Source organism: Orrella dioscoreae, assembly GCF_900089455.2.
Taxonomy (GTDB): Bacteria; Pseudomonadota; Gammaproteobacteria; order Burkholderiales; family Burkholderiaceae_B; genus Orrella; species Orrella dioscoreae.
On record NZ_LT907988.1, the window covers coordinates 2,712,372 to 2,729,084 of the forward strand.

14 protein-coding genes are annotated in these 16,713 nt (G+C 66.1%); 1 reads left to right on the forward strand and 13 read right to left on the reverse strand.

Going from position 1 to position 16,713, the window contains the following annotated elements; all coding sequences use genetic code 11:
- Positions 1–12: 12 nt before the first annotated feature.
- Complete coding sequence (locus tag ODI_RS12685; protein ID WP_067758686.1) at positions 13–1,536, reverse strand: CoA-acylating methylmalonate-semialdehyde dehydrogenase; 1,524 nt, start codon at positions 1,534–1,536, stop codon at positions 13–15.
- Positions 1,537–1,680: 144 nt separating this feature from the next.
- On the opposite strand from ODI_RS12685, the gene ODI_RS12690 reads away from it, so the two are divergent.
- Positions 1,681–2,649 (forward strand): LysR family transcriptional regulator, encoded by a 969-nt coding sequence (locus tag ODI_RS12690; RefSeq protein ID WP_067758683.1) that lies wholly within the window; start codon positions 1,681–1,683, stop codon positions 2,647–2,649.
- An 85-nt stretch (positions 2,650–2,734) separates the two neighbouring features.
- On the opposite strand, the gene ODI_RS12695 is transcribed toward ODI_RS12690, so the two are convergent.
- From ODI_RS12695 to ODI_RS12750, 12 genes are all read right to left on the reverse strand, one after another.
- On the reverse strand, positions 2,735–3,097 hold the full coding sequence (locus ODI_RS12695; RefSeq protein WP_157929756.1) for a hypothetical protein: 363 nt from the start codon (positions 3,095–3,097) through the stop codon (positions 2,735–2,737).
- A gap of 28 nt (positions 3,098–3,125) precedes the next feature.
- Positions 3,126–3,503, reverse strand: a complete 378-nt coding sequence (locus ODI_RS12700; protein ID WP_067758676.1) for a hypothetical protein — start codon at positions 3,501–3,503, stop codon at positions 3,126–3,128.
- A 49-nt stretch (positions 3,504–3,552) separates the two neighbouring features.
- The gene (locus ODI_RS12705; protein WP_067758673.1) at positions 3,553–4,767 is read right to left on the reverse strand and encodes a CaiB/BaiF CoA transferase family protein; all 1,215 of its coding nucleotides are present in this window, start codon (positions 4,765–4,767) and stop codon (positions 3,553–3,555) included.
- Between the two features lie 12 nt (positions 4,768–4,779).
- Positions 4,780–5,562, reverse strand: a complete 783-nt coding sequence (locus ODI_RS12710; RefSeq protein WP_067758670.1) for an enoyl-CoA hydratase-related protein — start codon at positions 5,560–5,562, stop codon at positions 4,780–4,782.
- Between the two features lie 136 nt (positions 5,563–5,698).
- Complete coding sequence (locus ODI_RS12715; protein WP_067758667.1) at positions 5,699–6,499, reverse strand: MetQ/NlpA family ABC transporter substrate-binding protein; 801 nt, start codon at positions 6,497–6,499, stop codon at positions 5,699–5,701.
- Positions 6,500–6,724: 225 nt separating this feature from the next.
- Complete coding sequence (locus ODI_RS12720; RefSeq protein WP_408635827.1) at positions 6,725–8,581, reverse strand: IucA/IucC family protein; 1,857 nt, start codon at positions 8,579–8,581, stop codon at positions 6,725–6,727.
- Complete coding sequence (locus tag ODI_RS12725; RefSeq protein ID WP_067758664.1) at positions 8,578–9,843, reverse strand: MFS transporter; 1,266 nt, start codon at positions 9,841–9,843, stop codon at positions 8,578–8,580. The genes ODI_RS12720 and ODI_RS12725 overlap by 4 nt, the downstream gene beginning before the upstream one ends.
- The gene (locus ODI_RS12730; protein ID WP_231968047.1) at positions 9,840–11,168 is read right to left on the reverse strand and encodes a lysine N(6)-hydroxylase/L-ornithine N(5)-oxygenase family protein; all 1,329 of its coding nucleotides are present in this window, start codon (positions 11,166–11,168) and stop codon (positions 9,840–9,842) included. Before ODI_RS12730 ends, ODI_RS12725 begins: the two co-directional genes overlap by 4 nt.
- A gap of 47 nt (positions 11,169–11,215) precedes the next feature.
- On the reverse strand, positions 11,216–13,651 hold the full coding sequence (locus tag ODI_RS12735) for a TonB-dependent siderophore receptor (protein WP_067758660.1): 2,436 nt from the start codon (positions 13,649–13,651) through the stop codon (positions 11,216–11,218).
- Between the two features lie 243 nt (positions 13,652–13,894).
- Positions 13,895–14,920 carry a FecR domain-containing protein gene (locus ODI_RS12740; protein WP_074046844.1) on the reverse strand — a complete coding sequence of 342 codons (1,026 nt, stop codon included), beginning with the start codon at positions 14,918–14,920 and terminating at the stop codon, positions 13,895–13,897.
- Complete coding sequence (locus tag ODI_RS12745; RefSeq protein WP_067758933.1) at positions 14,913–15,407, reverse strand: sigma-70 family RNA polymerase sigma factor; 495 nt, start codon at positions 15,405–15,407, stop codon at positions 14,913–14,915. The genes ODI_RS12740 and ODI_RS12745 overlap by 8 nt, the downstream gene beginning before the upstream one ends.
- Positions 15,408–15,474: 67 nt before the next feature.
- Entirely contained in the window at positions 15,475–16,707 is a 1,233-nt protein-coding gene (locus tag ODI_RS12750) for an MFS transporter (protein WP_197707096.1), read from the reverse strand.
- Positions 16,708–16,713: the final 6 nt, after the last annotated feature.

Genomic DNA, 16,713 nt, shown 5'->3' on the forward strand with positions numbered 1-16,713 from the left:
CGCGCGCCGCCCTCAGGGCGTCGGCATCGAGAACTCCGCGCCCTTGCCGATGCTGTCGGGCCAGCGCTGCATCACGCTCTTCTGGCGGGTATAGAAACGGATGCCCTCTTCGCCATAGGCATGCATGTCGCCGAAGAGGGAGCGCTTCCAGCCGCCGAAGCCGTGCCAGGCCATGGGCACCGGAATGGGCACGTTGATGCCCACCATGCCCACTTCGATGCGGCGGCTGAACTCGCGCGCGGCCTGGCCATCGCGGGTAAAGCAGCTCACGCCGTTGCCGAATTCGTGCGCGTTGATCAGCGCCACCGCCTCGGCCAGGTCCTTCACGTGCACGCAGGCCAGCACCGGCCCGAAGATTTCCTCGCGATACAGGCGCATGCCAGGCGTCACCTTGTCGAACAGCGTGGCGCCCAGCCAGAAGCCTGCCTCGCAGCCCTCGCCGGCCAGGCTGGCGTCGAACCCCCGGCCATCCACCACCAGCGCGGCGCCTTCGCGCACGCCTTCATCGATGGCGCCACGGATGCGCGCCAGGGCCGCCGCCGTCACGATGGGGCCCATTTCCGCGCCCGCGCTCTCGCCATTGCGGATCTTCAGCGTGCGGGCACGCTCGGCCAGCACGGGAATCAGCGTCTTGCCCACGTCGCCCACCAGTACGGCCACCGAGATCGCCATGCAGCGCTCGCCCGCCGAACCGAAAGCCGCGCCGATCAGCGCATCGGCCGCCTGTTCCAGGTCTGCATCGGGCATCACCACCATGTGGTTCTTCGCGCCGCCCAGGGCCTGCACCCGCTTGCCGTGGCGCGCGCCGGTTTCATAGATGCGCTGCGCAATCGGCGTGGAGCCCACGAAAGACACCGCCTTCACATCCGGGTGCGCCAGCAGCGCCTCCACCGCGTCCTTGTCACCCTGCACCACGTTGAAGACGCCGTCCGGCAGGCCGGCTTCCTTCAGCAGCGCCGCGATGCGCAGCGACGGCGACGGATCCAGCGGGCTGGGCTTGAGCACGAAGGTGTTGCCGGCGGCCAGCGCCATCGGGAACATCCACATCGGCACCATCACCGGAAAATTGAAGGGCGTGACGCCTGCCACCACGCCCAGGGGCTGGCGCAGCGTCCAGTTGTCCATGCCGCCCGACACCTGGTCGGTGTAGTCGCCCTTCAGCAACTGCGGGGCGCCGCAGGCGAACTCGACGATGTCGATACCGCGCGCCACCTCACCCATCGCGTCATCGAACACCTTGCCGTGCTCGGCCGTGATGAGATGGGCCAGTTCCTCGCGATGCGTGTTCAGCAGCTCCAGGAACTTGAACAGCACGCGCGCGCGTCGCGCCGGCGGCGTCTCGGCCCACTTCGGGAAGGCCGCTTGCGCCGATGCCACGGCGGCGTCCACGTCGGCGGCATTCGCCAGCGCGGCCTGCGCGCGCACCTTGCCAGTGGCGGGGTTGGTGATGGGCGAACGGCCGGCGCCCTGTCCGGCATGGGGCTGGCCCTGGATCCAGTGGGCAACGAGCGGGGGGGCGGAAGTGTCGGCAGGCATGCAAGCGTCCTTATCGGTCGGAGAGTGGCGGTATGTCCATGCAGTCTAGGAACTCTCGCCTTCCTTGATAAGCCATTTGTGTGTGATATTAGTGTTCATAAATCTGAACACATGGCTTACCCCCCTCTTCCTGGAGTCCGCCCCATGTCCATGGACGAACTGGCCGACGAAGTCGCCGACATCTTCCTGCTGACCGTGCTGGCGCAAACGCGCAGCTTCACCCAGGCCGCCAGGCGCCTGGGGCTGTCCAAGGCCTCGGTCAGCGGTCGCATCGGCGCGCTGGAGCGCCGCGTCGGCACCCCGCTGGTGCGCCGCTCCACGCGCGCGGTGTCGCTGACCCAGGCAGGCCAGGCGCTGGCCGATGGCGCGGCCACCGGCTTCGCCGCCGTGCAGGACAGCCTGTCGCGCGTGCGTGACCTGGCGGACCAGCCACGCGGACTGGTGAAGCTCACCGCGCCCGTCGCCTTCGGCCGCCAGCACCTGGCGCCGCTGCTCACGAGGTTCCTGATGGAACACCCCGACATCAATATCGAGCTGGACCTGAGCGACCGTTTCGTGAACCTGGAAAGCGAGGGTTTCGACCTGGCCATCCGCCACGCAGGCGAGGCGCCGCCCGCCTACGTCGCGTGGCCGCTGGCGCGGACGGCCACGCATCTGCTGGCCAGCAGCCGTTACCTGGGCAGGCACGGTACCCCTGCCCAGCCGGAGGACCTGCTCACCCACGCCTGCCTGCCCTATTTGCGCAGCGGCGGCGCGGCCACCTGGACCTTCCAGTGCGAGCGTGGGCCGCGCAAAGGGGAACGCGTGAACGTGCCGGTGCGCGGCCGCTTCAAGGCGAACAACAGCGAGGTGTTGCGCGGCGCCTTGCTGGGAGGCTTGGGCATCGGGCTGCTGCCGGACTTCAGCCTGCCCACCGGGCGCGACGCGCGGACGCTGCGGCCCGTGCTGCCGGACTGGTCGGTGCAAGGGTTCTTTGGCGAGACGATCCATGCCATGCGGCCGTGGTCGGCGTCGGTACCGCAGGCGGTGCGCAGCCTGGTGGATTTCCTGCGTGAGCAGTTACCGGTGCAGTTGGAGGACGGCCGATCCGATACACGGCAACAACAGAACTGACAGCTGTATTGCAAGTCGGCGGACTTCTAGGCGTCGCGCCGGCAAGCCAAGCGCACTTCTCTTGAATAGGTTCGGCTTGCTGCCATCATGGGAAAGGCAAGGGGATCCGCAATGATTCGTAGGGCGCGCACAGTTGCCTGTAGCGATCCGCAATGTGCGTGGGTGTCCATGCCGACGCGTACACCTCTTCCACGAAGGCCGACCACGCCAGGTCGGCATCTTCAGACGAGCCAAAGCCATGCAAGGCCTTCAGGACTTCTTGCGTGGCGGCCTCGCGAACGATGCCCTTGTCCCTGGCCGACGGTACCCATGCCGCGGTCTCCTGCAGCACCCGGCAGGCGGCAAGGGCGGGGTTCGGATCAGCGTAGCGCGAATTGCCCGTCGCGCTGGCGGCGCTGCCCAGGGCCATAGCCAACAACGCCAGTCCGATCAGTCTTGCGGATTTCATGTGTGTGCTCTCCTGGTCAGCGCAACGCCTACGCGTCTTCCGCCGCGGTCGCGTACTTAGCTTGATCTGCAGTGAAGAACACCGTGGTCGCATGCCGCGTGCAAACGATCTCCCGCTCGATCTCCAGGTGGATGTCCAGGTCTTCGCCCCGCAGGCCTTGCCACATCGCCAGATAACGCAAGGAGCCGTATTTCCTGCCCGACTTCAATGCGCGCTCGACACCACCGCGCCAGGGCAGCAGCAGCAACTCGCCACGCTTCGCCTGCTCCGCCAGCTCGGCCTTTTGCAAGGCCAGTTCCCTGCCCCGCTCCCAGCAGGCAATCAGCCCACGGTCCTCGGCATGCCACCGCTCTTGCAGCACGAGGCCGGTGCGTACGCTTTCAGACGCTGAACGTCGAATTCTCATGCCGTGTGCTCCTGTTGCCCGACCCGCTGATCAACGCTGGCAGATGCCATCAACGCACCGCCACCGCCTCGATCCCGGCCAACTGCGCGATCTCCTCGTCGGAATACCCCACCTCGCGCAGGATCTCCTGGGTGTGCTCGCCATACAGCGGCGCGCCCCGGCGCGTGACGCCGTTGCCGTTCGAGAACTTCACGGGCAGGCCCAGCGCCTGCACCTCGCCCGCCACCGGGTGATCGACCGTGATGACCATGTCGCGCGCCAGGGTCTGCGGATCGTCCAGCATCTCGCGCATCTTGCGCACGGGACCGGCGGGCACGCCTGCCGCCTCGAAACGTTCCACCCAGTAATCGGTGCCGTGGCCGCTCATGGCCTGCGAAATGATGTCGATCAGCGTCTCGCGGTGCTTCATGCGCGCGCCGTTGGTCGAGAAGCGCGCATCCGTCACCAGCTCGGGCATGCCGATGGCCTGTGCCAGCTTTTCCCAGGTGGACTGGCTGACCGCGCCGATGTTCACCCAGCCGTCCTGCGTGGGAATGGCCTGGTAGGGCGCAGCCACCGGATGTGCGGAGCCCATCGGCGTCACGGACTCGCCCGTGGCGAAGGCCATCGCGGCCTGCCAATAGGTGTAGATCATGGAGGCCTCGTACAGCGAGGTGTCCAGGTACTGGCCTTCGCCGGTGCGCAGCCGCTCGATGTAGGCCGCCAGCACGCCGTTGGAGGCCAGGATGCCCGCCGAGACGTCGCCGACCGGCACGCCCACCTTCACGGGCGGCCGGCCCGGGCCTTCGCCGGTCAGGCTCATGATGCCCGACATGCCCTGCGCGATCAGGTCGTAGCCCGCGCGCTTGGCATAGGGGCCGGTCAGGCCGAAGCCCGTGATCTTGCAATAGATGATGGCCGGGTTCACGGCCTTCAGCGACGGATAGTCCAGGCCCAGCTTTTCCATGGTGCCGGGACGGAAGTTCTCCAGCACCACGTCGGCCTTGGCGATCAGGCGCCGCACGACGTCCACGCCCTCGGGCTTCTTCAGGTTCACCGCGATGCCGCGCTTGTTCCGATTGATGATCATGAAGGCGCAGGACTCGCCGCTGATCTCGGGCGGCGTGGCGCGGCGCGTGTCGTCGCCGCCGGGCAGGCGCTCGACCTTGATGACGTCCGCGCCCATGTCGGCCAGCATCAGGCCGGCCACCGGACCGGCCATCACGTTCGTCAGTTCAACTACCTTGAGGCCGGCCAGCGGTCCCTTGCGTGCGGCTTGATTCATCTGTTCCTACTTTTACTTGCCTTGAAAGACGGGCGTGCGCTTGTCCAGGAACGCGCGATACCCTTCCACGAAATCCTGCGTGTCGAAGCACGCATAGCCTTCCTCCTGCTCGGCCTGCGTCAGCGGCTCGGGCTGCGCCTGCAGGCGGCGGATGAAGCGCTTGTGCCAGCGCGCCGACAACGGCGCCAGTGCGGCGATGCGCGCGACGCTGGTGGAAATTTCCGCTTCCCACGCATCCACCGGCACGACACGCGTGACCAGGCCCTTGGCGCACGCTTGCGCTGCATTCAGCAGGCGGCCTTCCAGCAACAGTTCCAGCGCCACCTGCGGGCCCACGGCGCCCAGCAGCGCCTGCATTTCCGGATAGGCCAGCACGCCGCCCAGCTTGGCGATGGGAATGCCGAAACGCGCATCCTCGCTGGCGATGCGCAGGTCGCAGCACGCGGCGATCTCCAGCCCCCCGCCCACGCAGGCGCCACGGATGGCGGCCAGCGTGGGCACCGGGCTTTCGCGCAGGGTCTGCATGGCCAGGTGCGCCTGCTTGCCGAAGGCGATGCCCTTTTCCTTGGTGGAACGCAGTTCCTCGAACTCGTCGATGTCGGCGCCGCTGCCGAAGGCCTGGGTGCCCGCGCCACGCAACACGATGCAGCGCAGCGTCGCGTCGCCCGTGAGCGCCTGCAGGTGCCCCGCCAGTTCGACCCACATGCGCTGGCTGATGGCGTTGCGCTTGGCTTCGTTGTCGATGATGAGCGTGGCGACGTGCACGTCACGCTGGAGAGTGATGGTTCCGCTCATGTGTGCACTCCGTGGGCGCTGCCCGTCAGGCGGGACGTTGGGCACGCGAAAAGGCGCATGCGGGGTGAACCCAGCATGCGCCGGCGTACCGGATCAAGGGAACAAGGCGTGGGCGGCGAAAAGACGCGGCACGCGTTCAAAACGCGGGCACGATCGAGCCCTGGAATTGCGTCTCGATGAACTTGCGCACGTCGTCCGAGTGATAGGCCTTCACCAGGCTCGCCACCCAGGGCTTGTCCTTGTCTTCCTGACGCACCGCGATCAGGTTGGTATAGGGCGAGTTGGCCTCTTCGCGCGCGATGGCGTCCTTGCTGGGGTTCAGCTTGGCGGCGATGGCGTAGCTGGTGTTGATGACGGCGGCGTCCAGATCGTCCAGCGCGTGCACCAGCTGGGCGGCGTCCAGCTCGCGCAGGCGGAGCTTGCGGGGATTCTCCACCACGTCGATGGGCGTGGCCTTGATGCCTGCGTCGGCGCGCAGCTTGATGAGGCCCTGCTGTTGCAGCAGCAGCAAGGCGCGGCCGCCGTTGGTCGGGTCATTGGGCACGCCGACGGTGGCGCCGTCCTTCAGCTCGCCGAGCGACTTCACGCGCTTGGAATACATGCCCATCGGCAGGATCACGGTGTTGGCCGCGGCCACCAGCTTGTAGCGGCGGTCGGCCACCTGCTGGTCCAGATAGGGGTGATGCTGGTAAGCGTTGGCATCCAGGTCGCCGGCCACCAGCGCCGAATTGGGCTGGATGAAATCGCTGAACTCGATCACCTGGATGGTCACGCCATCCTTGGCGGCCGCGGCCTTCGCGGCTTCGGCGATCTGGGCATGCGGGCCCGCCGTCACGCCCAGGCGGATCGGCTTGTCCTGCGCGAACACGGCGGAGGAGGAAAACACCAGCGTCGCGGCGGCAAGCACGACGGTCGACAGGAAATTGCGTTTGTTCATGAGTAACAGCGAGGCACGCCCAAGGGAAAGGGTTGAAATTGTAATAACACTCGCTTTACTTATAAACAAATATCGCAGAATAAAGTTAGGCGTACGAGACATAAGAACATAAGAAATAAGCAGGCCCCCCGCGGCGACCCGCGCGGGGGACATGGCGGCCCGATGTGGCCTGGCCGGCACCGCCGGCCAGGCTGGTCGCCACGCTACGACACACTGCGTGCAGCGCTACGCAGACAACGCCATGTCGCGCGCCGGCACCCGCGCAATCGGGTTCTGGAGATTACCGGCCATCTTCAGGTTGCCGGCGGGGTCGGCCAGGTTGACCATCTGCAGGTTGTTGCCCAACTGCAGGCGGTTCAGGCAAGAATGCAGGAACTCGGGCGCAAACAGGTTGTACCGGGCATACCTGGCCGCATGTTCGGGATGCGCGTCCTGGTATTCCAGGATGCAATCGGCCACCGCCTGCCAAAAAGTCCCCTCGTCGCAGCATTGGTTGGCGACCAGTACCTCGTTCACGTACCGCAGCACGCCGTCGAACACGTCGATGAAAATGGCCAGAAGCTTGACGTTCTCAGGCACGTCCACCGCCAGGCGATGCACGTTCTCGGGCATGTGCGCGCGCGCCTCGACATTGAGAATCGCCGACTCCTCGGCAATATCCTTCATGATGGCGCGTACCGGCACGCAGTTGTCCATGACGAGGATAAGGTTCTCGCCGTGGGGCATGTAAACCAGTTCATACTGGTAGAAGCAATGCACCAGCGGCGCCAGGTAGGCACGCAGATAGCTTGCCAGCCACGCCTGCACGTCCAGGCCTGAACGGCGGATGAGTTCGGGCAGCAGCGCCTTGCCTTGCGTGTCGGTGTGCAGCAGTGCGGCCATGGTCATCAGCGACTCGCCCGGCCGCAAACGCGGCAGCGGATTTTCCCGCCACAGGGCCGAGAACATCTTCTTGTAAGGCGTATCGGCCGGGATGGCGGCTTCGTAGTAGTAGTTCCGGAAGCCCAGCGTTGCCACCTCCTTCAGGGTGGTGAAGCCGTTCTCGCGCAGGTAGTCGTCGCGCTCGATCAGGCCGCTGATGTAGTCATTGATGGCCGGGGTGCCGGACATGTAATACGGCGACAGGCCCCGCATGAACCCCATGTTCAGGATGGACAGCGAGGTCTTCACGTAGCGCTTGCTGCGGTCGGTGACGTTGAAGAAGGTGCGGATCGATTGCTGGGCCAGGTATTCGTCGTCGCCGTAGCCCAGGCAGATGATCTTGCGATCCGCCACGTAGGCCGCGAACGCGATGGACAGTTTGTCGAACCATTGCCAGGGGTGCGCCGGCATGAAATAGTAGTCGGCGGGGTCTGCGCCTTGCCCGAGCACGATCTCGGTGTATCGCGCCACCGTGGCCTCCCCGAGCTCCTCGCGCATGAGCTGCGCGTAGTCCAGCCCGGGGATGCTGGCGAAATGGGCATTGTCCTTGTGCACGGCCAACCACATGATCCGCACCGGCGAGCCGGCCTCCGGGGCATAGGCGCGGTAATCGGCGGCGTTGAAACCCAGGCGCCCGTTGTTGGCCACGAACCCCGGGTGCCCCTCACGCATGGCGACCTCGATGCGCTGGAAATCCTGGGTCTGCGCCAGTTCGGACGAACTGGGCGCATCGGCCTTGGCCAGCTTGAAGGCAGCCCCATAGAGCGTGCTGCTGATCTCGTCCAGATAGATCGGCAGCAACTCTTCCTTGATGCCGATGCGCGCCCGGACATCGATGATGAACTGCAGGGCATCCAGGGGCAGCGTTTTTCCCTCCCGGACGCGCGTGATCGACTCGGCATCGATCGACCAATGGCGCAGGGCCAGCACCCGCGCAATGAAGGTATACACGGTCTTGCCGTCGTCGCTGGTGAGCGTATAACGGGCCAGGCCGTCGTCCATGTCCTCGATCATCTCGGGCGCCAGGATCAACTCGTGCGAGTATTCGGACAGCGCCTTGCGCAGCAAATGGCGGTTGCTGGCCGCCCAGTGCTCGGGCGTCAGGTGCGTGGCAGCCTGGGCGGGTTGCTGAGACATCAGGGTAAGCGTGGCGGGATTCATGCTTGGATATCCTCCGGGACGGTTGGTGAGGCGGCCTTGAACAGGTCGCGCGTACAGCCCACGTCGGCAACCCGCGCCTCGCTGGCACTGGGCACGCGCAGGATGAGCCGGTCGAGCATCCCCGTCAGCAGGAAGACCGCCGCCCCGACCACGAACGGCATGTACAAGCCATAGCGGCTGACGATGGCGCCGGCTGCGAAAGAGGACAGCAGGACACCCAGGTTCTGGAAGAAATTGGTCACGGCGAAATCCTGCGCATAACGCTCGGGACGGCTCAGGCGGAACAGCGCCACGTCCAGCTTGACGATGATCTGGAAGATCGCCCAGCCATACAGGCAGCGCCCCACGATGACCAGCGCGGGATCGGGTGCCCCCTGCATGAGCAGGCCCGCCATGCCCAGCAGCAGGTTGCCCAGCGTGTGATCCGGCAAGCGCGCCTGGCGGGCACGCAGCCTGGCATGCACCCGCAAGGCGATCAACGCCAGCACGCCCGGGATGGCGAACACCGCGCCCGATGCGAGCTCCGAGTCATCGCCGCTGATCGCCTGCCAATGTGTCGAGAAGAACGGCCGTATCACATAGCAGCCGAAATCGAACAGCAACATGATCAACGCCAGCCGCAAGATGGGCATGCGGGCCCGCCAGGCCGCCAATGCCGGCAGCGGGGACGCAGGGGCGACATAGCCGGGATCGTGCGCACGCGTGGTCCGCACGATCCTGCCGCTGCGGATGAGATAGGCGCAGACGCCCATCTGGAAGAAGTCGCCCGCCGCCATCGCCATGATGCTGCCCGTAGCGCCCCATTCGCTCAGCACGAAGCCTCCCACCACCGCGCCCAGGATCGCGCCGAAGTTCACCACCACCGACAGCGTGCCCACCACGCCGGCATGCTCGGCCTTGGGCGTCAGGCGCATCAGATAGGGATACATGAGCAGATAGCTGCTCTTGCACATGAACATCAGCATGGAGAGCCCCCAGTACCAGGCCACGTCCGGCGCCCAATTGCTTGCCACGCTGAAGGTGCCCGCCGCCAGTTGCGTCCAGACCAGCAGGTGCAGCGGCTCGACCCGCCGGGCCAGGCGCGCCCACAGGGGCAGCGTGCACATGACCGCGATGGATATCGCCGCCACATACGCGCCCACGTGCACCGAACTGTCCATGCCGTAGCGCAAGGAAAAGAACTGCGGATAAAAGGGGATCAGGATCGCGTCGCTGACCACCGCGAAGGCCGTCATCACGATGATGTGCGTGCGCAGCGTCATGCATGCTCCGCGATGCGCTGGAAGTGTTCCCCGACCGGCACGGCGAAGTCCTGCAGCGCGATATTCCGTTCGATCTTGTAGTGCTCCACGCCCGTCAGCGCGCGGATGATGCAGGAATTCCGGTAGCAGCTCATGCCCAGGTCGGGGTTGGTCAGCCCGTGTGTGTGCATCCCCGCGTTCTGTACGAAGACGTCGGTGCCTTCAAGATCGGCGGCGTAGTGGCGCGATAGCCGATAGCGACCCTGCCCGTCCCAGCGCAGGCGATGGCGGATGCCCTCGACGAAGGGCGGGATGTTCTGGCGGTAGCCGGTGGCGAATATCACCGCCTCGGTGCGATGGGTATAGCGGGCGCGGGTGTCACGCTGCACGAAGTCCAGCACGTAGCCGGTGCCGTCCTCGACCTGGCGGCAGGCCTGCACCTCGCAGTTGGTGATCAGGTGCGTACGCAGCCGGCCCTGGCTGCGGAGATCGTCCAGCAGGTCATAGATCCGGTTGATCAGGCTGGCGTTCACGCCTTTGTAAAGGCTGTCCTGCCTGTCGATGATGCCGGCTTTCGTCGCGTCGGGAAGATCGAAGAAATAGTCGATGTAGTCCGGCGAGATCATTTCCAGCGTGAGCTTGGTGTTCTCCATCTGGAAGAAGCGCGGCGAGCGCGTGATCCAGGTGAGCTGGTAGTCGTGATTGCCGCTGTCGCGCAACAGGTCGTGGTAGATCTCGGCGGCACTCTGCCCGCTGCCGACGAGGGTAATGGACTTGCGCCCCTGCAATGCCGCCTTATGTGCAAGGTAGTCGGAGGAATGAAGGTAGCGGTGGCCACTCTCGCGGCAGCAGGCAGGAAAATCCGGCACCGACCCCACGCCCAGCACCAGCTTGCGGCAATGGTATGTGAACGGCGTACGTGCCGGCCCGACCACGCCGGCCACCACATAGAGGCCACTGGCCGCGTCGTGCCCAAGCGACCGGACCTCATGGCCGAACCGGAGGTTGCCCAGCCGCGCCACCACCCACTTGCAATAGCGGTTGTACTCGGCGCGGCTCAGGGTGAAGTTCTCGCGGATGTAGTAGGAATACAGCTTGCCTTCCTGCTTGCAGTAGTTGAGGAAGCTGTACCGGCTTTGCGGATCGGCAAGGCTGACCAGGTCCGCCAGGAAAGGATTCTGGAGCGTGGTGTGCTCGATCAGCATGCCGGGGTGCCAATCGAAGGTGGCGTTGCGCTCGAGGAAAAGCCCGCGCAGTGACTCGATGGGCTCGGCCAGGCAGGCCAGGCTGAGATTGAAGGGACCCAGGCCGATGGCGATGAAGTCGTGCACGCCCTCGTCTTTCACGGCGCTTCTCCCCTTGCCCGACTTCCCTCCCGGCCGTCCTCTTCCCTTCACCATGCGTACGACAGGGTCGCCATCAGGTTCCGGCCTTCACCCCAATAGCAGTTCTCGATGCTGATGCAGGAAGCGACATAGGTCTTGTCGAACAGATTGTTGGCCGACAGACGCACGCTGCTGCCCGCCAAGCCCTGGTGGAACTGTCCCAGGTCCAGGCGCACCATCAGGTCCGTCAACGTGACGGCCGGCACCTTGCCGCTATTGGCGTTGTCGATCCAGTTCGTGCCCACGTAGCGCACCCCCGCGCCCACGTCCACGCCGGCCATCGCTTTCCAGTCCACCCAGAGCGACGCCAGGTGCTTGGGCGCCTGATAGGGCGTGTTGCCCTTGAACCCGTCCGCGGATTCGACGAAGGTCAGGTCGTTCAGCGTGTAGCTGGCCAGCACGGCAAAGGTCTTGCTCAGCTGGCTGCGTGCCTCCAGCTCCAGCCCGCGCGCCCGCACCTTGCCGGAGGGTTCGTAGAAAGGTTGCGTCGGTGCGCGCGACGCCACGTTGTCCTGCGTCAGCTGATACACCGCCCCCGACAGGTAGCTTTCGCTGCCCGGCGGCTGGTAGCGCAGGCCGACTTCGTACTGCTTGCTGGTGGCGGGCTTGAGCAGTCTGTTCTGCTGGTCGGCGCGAATGCTGGGGTTGAAACCTTCGCCGTAGCTCACATAAGGCGCCAGGCCGTTGTCGAAGAGATAGACCAGGCCAGCGCGCTTGGTCAGCCTGGACCCCTTCCAGCTCGAAGCGGCGTTGTCATAGGCGTTGGTCACCCGCGCCTGGTCATGGCGCAGCCCCAGCGTCAGGCGCCATTTGTTCCAGGACAACTGGTCCTGCAGGTAGACGCCCGTCTGCTCGAGCTGGCGATCTACCGGTGCCGAGTAGATGTCGGCAATGTTGGGATTGCCATATACGGGATCGAAGGCATCCACGGGGTCCGCGCTGCCCGAGCGCCAGGTGCCGTCCAGTTTTCGGCGCTGGTAGTCGAGGCCGCCCAGCAGCGTGTGCTGGACGGTGCCGGTGCCGAACTTGAACTCGATCTGGTTGTCCACCGCCACCGCATGCATCTTCTCCTGGGCACCGGCGTAGTAGCGTGTCAGGGAGGTTTCGTCGGCCCAGCCGAAACCATACACCTGCTCCAGTGAAGCCCGGGTGCGGACATGGCGGAAGTTCTGGCGTACCGCCACACGATCGTTGAAGACGTGCTCGAACTGGTAGCCCAGCAGCTGCTGCCTGCGGTCATAGGCATTGGCGGTTGGGTCGCCGTCGAAGAATCGCCGCGAGGTGCGCCGTCCGGCGTGGCTGTTGGTGATGCTGGCATCCGCCGGGACCGCGCCATGGTAGCTGCCTTCCGGATCTCGCTGCAGATAGGCCTGCAGCAACAGCCTCGTGCGGTCCGAGAAGTGGATGTCCAGCGAAGGCGCAATGGCGTAGCGTTGCTCGCTGACGTGGTCGAACTGGCTGTCGAGCGTACGGCCCATGCCGGTGACCCGATAGGCCACCTTGCCGCTTTCGCCGAGCGGGCCGGTCACGTCCAGCCCGGCCTCGTAGCGATCGCGATTGCCAACCGTCACTTCCGCCTGCCGATAGGGCTCGAAGCTGGGGCGCTTGCTGGTCAGCGCCACCACGCCGCCGGGCGAGGACCGGCCATAGAGGACGGACGCCGGCCCCCGCAGCACGTCGGCGCGTTCGAGGAAATAGGGATCGATCTGCAGCGCGGTATAGCTGCCCTGGTCGCTCAGCGTACGCAGGCCATCGAGCAGGACATTGTCCACGCTGTTGTCGGTGAATCCACGCAGGGATACGTAGTCGTAGCGGTTGGTGGCGCCCACCAGCGCCGTGAAGATGCCCGGCGTGTAGTTCAGCGCCTCGGAGATGCTGCGCGGCTTCTGGTCCTCGAGTTGCTTGCGGGTGATGACCGACACCGATTGGGGCGTCTCGAGCAGCGGCGTGTCCGTCTTGGTGCCGGCGGCGCTGCGCCGCGCCACCAGGCTGTCGCCCGCGCTGTAGGCGGTCTGCTCGGCGCCCATGACGGTCACCGGCGCCAACGCGTCCAGGCCGGGATCGGGCTGGGGACGGGCGCGCAGGACATACCCCCCGTTGCGTCCGGGCACCGCCTGCACCGACGTGCCCGCAAGCAGCCGCGCCAGGCCCTCGGCCACCGAATAGCTTCCCTGCAGCCCCTGGGTGCGCAGGCCCTGGGTCAACGCGGGATCGGCCGCCACCATGACCCCCGCCTGGGCGCCCAGCGCACTCAGGGCATTGTCGAGCGGACCGGCGGGAATGTCGTATCGCCGCGGGATTTCCGTGGCGGCGGATTGCGCCTGCGCAGCGGGCACGGCCCACTGCAGGGCCGCCACGAGACACAGCAGCGTCAGCCCCGGGCGGGAAAACACGATGGAAACACCGCCTGCGCGGGCGGGGGACAACAACTGGCGATTCGCCATGAAAGGAATTCCTGTCTCGCGATGGTTGGCTTTGTCTGGCCACTGGCCGCGTCATCGCGGCGGGCTCATGAACAAGACACGCGAGAAAAAGGAATCTGCCGGGCCGTTACATCTTTTTTGCCGCCGGGCCGCCCCAAGGCAAAAACGGCCCCCTCGGGGGGCAGCAAGCCGAAGGCGCGGCGTGGGGGCTTTTTTTCCGCCGGGCCGCCCCAAGGCAAGGCCCGCGGACGCCAGCACCGTGCGTCAGCTGGCGCGAATCTGCACCCAATACCGGGTGCGGTAGCGGATCCGCACGGGCAGCACCTCTTCCAGCATCCGCAACGCCGCATCCGTGTCCTGCACCGGAAACGCACCGGTCACGGACAGGTGCGCGACATCGCCCTCGCACTGCACCAGCCCGCTGCGGTAGCGGCCCAGTTCAGCGGCGAACCGGGCCAGCGGCATCCGCACGGCCACGATCATGCCGTGCAGCCACGAGGCTTCGGCGGAAGCGTCGTCGATGCCCGCGACGGCCTGCACACGACCGGTATCAAAACAGGCCGCCTGCCCGGCATTCACCACGGCCTGCGGGGCAGACGCTTCACGCGGAACCAGCCGCACCGCCCCTTCCAGCACCGCGACGCGCACGCCCTGCCGATCGCCGCCGTGGAACTGCCGCACGGTGAAGCGGGTCCCTATCGGCAGGATGTCGCCGCTGTCCGTATGTACCCGCAGCGGCCTGGCCTGCGCGTCATGGCCGGTCGCCACCAGGATTTCCCCACGCCGCAACCAGATGTCGCGCGTCTGGCCATCGACGCTCACATCGATGGCGGTGTCGGTGTTCAAATCCACCCGCGTGCCATCGGCGAGCGTCAGCGTCCGTCGCTCGCCCACGCCGGTCTGGTACGCCGCCAGCCAGCCGGGAGGCGCGAGATTGACGGCTTGCCAACCCAGCCCCCCTGCCCCGGCGAGCAGCAACGCCAGTTTGATGATGCCCCGGCGTTGTTCGCGCATGTCGGACCTGGCCAACGTGCCGTCGACCAGGTTCGCATCGGCATAGTGGCGCGTGCTCGACAGGTTCCGGGCCAGGTCGGCCAATCGCCGCCAGGCGCATTCGTGGTCGGCATGCGCCGCGCGCCAACGCTCACAGGCCAGTCGAACCTCTTCGCCGGAGTCATCCTGCAAGCGGGCCATCCACTCCGCCGCCTGTTGGACGACCTGGGCAGACGGCCGACAGGCGCCGTCGGCGAGTGGCGCAAAAGTCGGCAACGACGGCGTGTCGTCACGCATAGACAGCCTGGTAGCAATGCTGCAAGCCACGTACCACGGCTTTCTGCACGACGTTGACCGTGATGTCGAGTTCAGCGGCAATGGCCTTGTACGGCATGCCGTCCATCTGGGCCATCAGGAAGATGCGGCGGGTGCGTTCGGGCATGCCATCGAGCACCGCATGGACGGCTTCCAGGGCTTCCATCAGCAATCGCTGGGTTTCAGGCGACGGCGCGGTCAGTTCGGGGCGCGCGGCCAGCGCCTCGAGGTAGGCACGTTCCAGCGCGGCACGCCGGTAGCGGTTGCGCATCAAGTTGATGGCCACGGCGCGCAGATAGCCGCGTGGCTCCCGCAACGCCACCTGCGCGGGCGTTCGCAGCACCCGCTCGAACGTATCCTGCGCCAGGTCGGCGGCATCGTCGCGATTCCCCAGCTTGCGGCGCAACACCCCCTCCAGCCAGCCATGATGATCGCAATACAGCTTGTGCATGCGTTCTTGGGGAACCATTTCTGCCTGCAGCTTGTACATGGACGCGCCAGCCCTTCAAAAATTGATAATGCAAATTATTATCAATTCATTTTGGTGTCAATGGTTCGCGCATCCCGATCCTGCCGAACAGCCTGAAGATGATCAAGATAGATGCCAGGGCGACGCCGCTGGCCGCGCCGAAGATCGCCCCGTACCCCAGTCGCTCGGCCAGCCATCCCACCGCCACGCCGCCCACCATGGTCACGATGCCGTCCGTGCATTGCAGGATGGTGAAATCCACGCCGGCCTGCCGCGGGTCGGCCAGACGCATGAACTGCGAATACAGGGCGACAAAGCCGAACGACATGACACCGGAAGAGGCCATCAGCGCCACCGATACGATCACCTGCAAGGGGGCGTCCATGCCCAGGGCGATGGCCGCGAGGCATGCCAGCAGGACCGCCTGCGCCAGCAAGGAGATCGCCAGCACCTTGGCGGGTCCCAGGTAGCGCACGCACGCCCCGCCCGATACGGCCCCGCTCAATCCCAGCACCACGCTGCCCGCCCCGTTCAAGACGCCGATCATGGACAGGCTGAACCCCTGGTCGACCAGGAACGGGCCCAGCATGGCCAGTCCCCACTTCTGTGCGGCGACAAACAGGGCCGTCGCCACGATCGCGTCCCGCATCTCGGGACGGGCAAACGCGGCCAAGAGCATCGGACGATGGCTGCGGGTCCCCACCGCGTTCCCCCGCCCCAGCCCCAGGGAGAACGGCAAGCCCAGCACGAGCACCAGTGCCGCCATGGCGAAGCAGGCCGAGCGCCAGCCAAGCTGCGCCACCAGCACCAGAAAGAGGCCGGCACCGATGGCGGAGCCGAGGTAGGAACTGCCGACCTGCGCAGCATTGCCCCAGCCGTGATGGCGGCGCGGCAGGTGCTCGACGGCGTAGCCGTCGCAGGCGATATCGGTGGTTGCCGCCACGAATGCCACAAATGACAGGCAGGCCACCTGGGAGAGCAGGCTTTCCCCCAGCAGGCCCGCGATGGCCAGGCCCAGCGCGCACAACGCGTTGCCGACGAGCACGACGAGGTTGGAGCGGTCCCCGCCGACGGCCGGCAGCCGGAACCGGTCCACCGCAGGGGCCCACAGGAATTTGAGAGACCAGGGCAGGACCGTGATGTACAACAGGCCGATGCGCTCCAGCGATGCGCCCGCATCGCGCAGCACCGCCGGCAAGCCGATGATGGTCAGCCCGGCGATGACACTTTGCCCGACATAGACGCCTGCGATCGCCATGATGATGGCGGCCGACGACGGCGCGCCAACGGGCGCACGCATGCCGGC

Coding starts and splice junctions, on each gene's coding strand:
- ODI_RS12685 (WP_067758686.1), bottom strand. CDS start 1,536: ATGCCTGCCGACACTTCCGCCCCCCCGCTCGTTGCCCACTGGATCCAG.
- ODI_RS12690 (WP_067758683.1), top strand. CDS start 1,681: ATGTCCATGGACGAACTGGCCGACGAAGTCGCCGACATCTTCCTGCTG.
- ODI_RS12695 (WP_157929756.1), bottom strand. CDS start 3,097: ATGAAATCCGCAAGACTGATCGGACTGGCGTTGTTGGCTATGGCCCTG.
- ODI_RS12700 (WP_067758676.1), bottom strand. CDS start 3,503: ATGAGAATTCGACGTTCAGCGTCTGAAAGCGTACGCACCGGCCTCGTG.
- ODI_RS12705 (WP_067758673.1), bottom strand. CDS start 4,767: ATGAATCAAGCCGCACGCAAGGGACCGCTGGCCGGCCTCAAGGTAGTT.
- ODI_RS12710 (WP_067758670.1), bottom strand. CDS start 5,562: ATGAGCGGAACCATCACTCTCCAGCGTGACGTGCACGTCGCCACGCTC.
- ODI_RS12715 (WP_067758667.1), bottom strand. CDS start 6,499: ATGAACAAACGCAATTTCCTGTCGACCGTCGTGCTTGCCGCCGCGACG.
- ODI_RS12720 (WP_408635827.1), bottom strand. CDS start 8,581: ATGAATCCCGCCACGCTTACCCTGATGTCTCAGCAACCCGCCCAGGCT.
- ODI_RS12725 (WP_067758664.1), bottom strand. CDS start 9,843: ATGACGCTGCGCACGCACATCATCGTGATGACGGCCTTCGCGGTGGTC.
- ODI_RS12735 (WP_067758660.1), bottom strand. CDS start 13,651: ATGGCGAATCGCCAGTTGTTGTCCCCCGCCCGCGCAGGCGGTGTTTCC.
- ODI_RS12740 (WP_074046844.1), bottom strand. CDS start 14,920: ATGCGTGACGACACGCCGTCGTTGCCGACTTTTGCGCCACTCGCCGAC.
- ODI_RS12745 (WP_067758933.1), bottom strand. CDS start 15,407: ATGGTTCCCCAAGAACGCATGCACAAGCTGTATTGCGATCATCATGGC.
- ODI_RS12750 (WP_197707096.1), bottom strand. CDS start 16,707: ATGCGTGCGCCCGTTGGCGCGCCGTCGTCGGCCGCCATCATCATGGCG.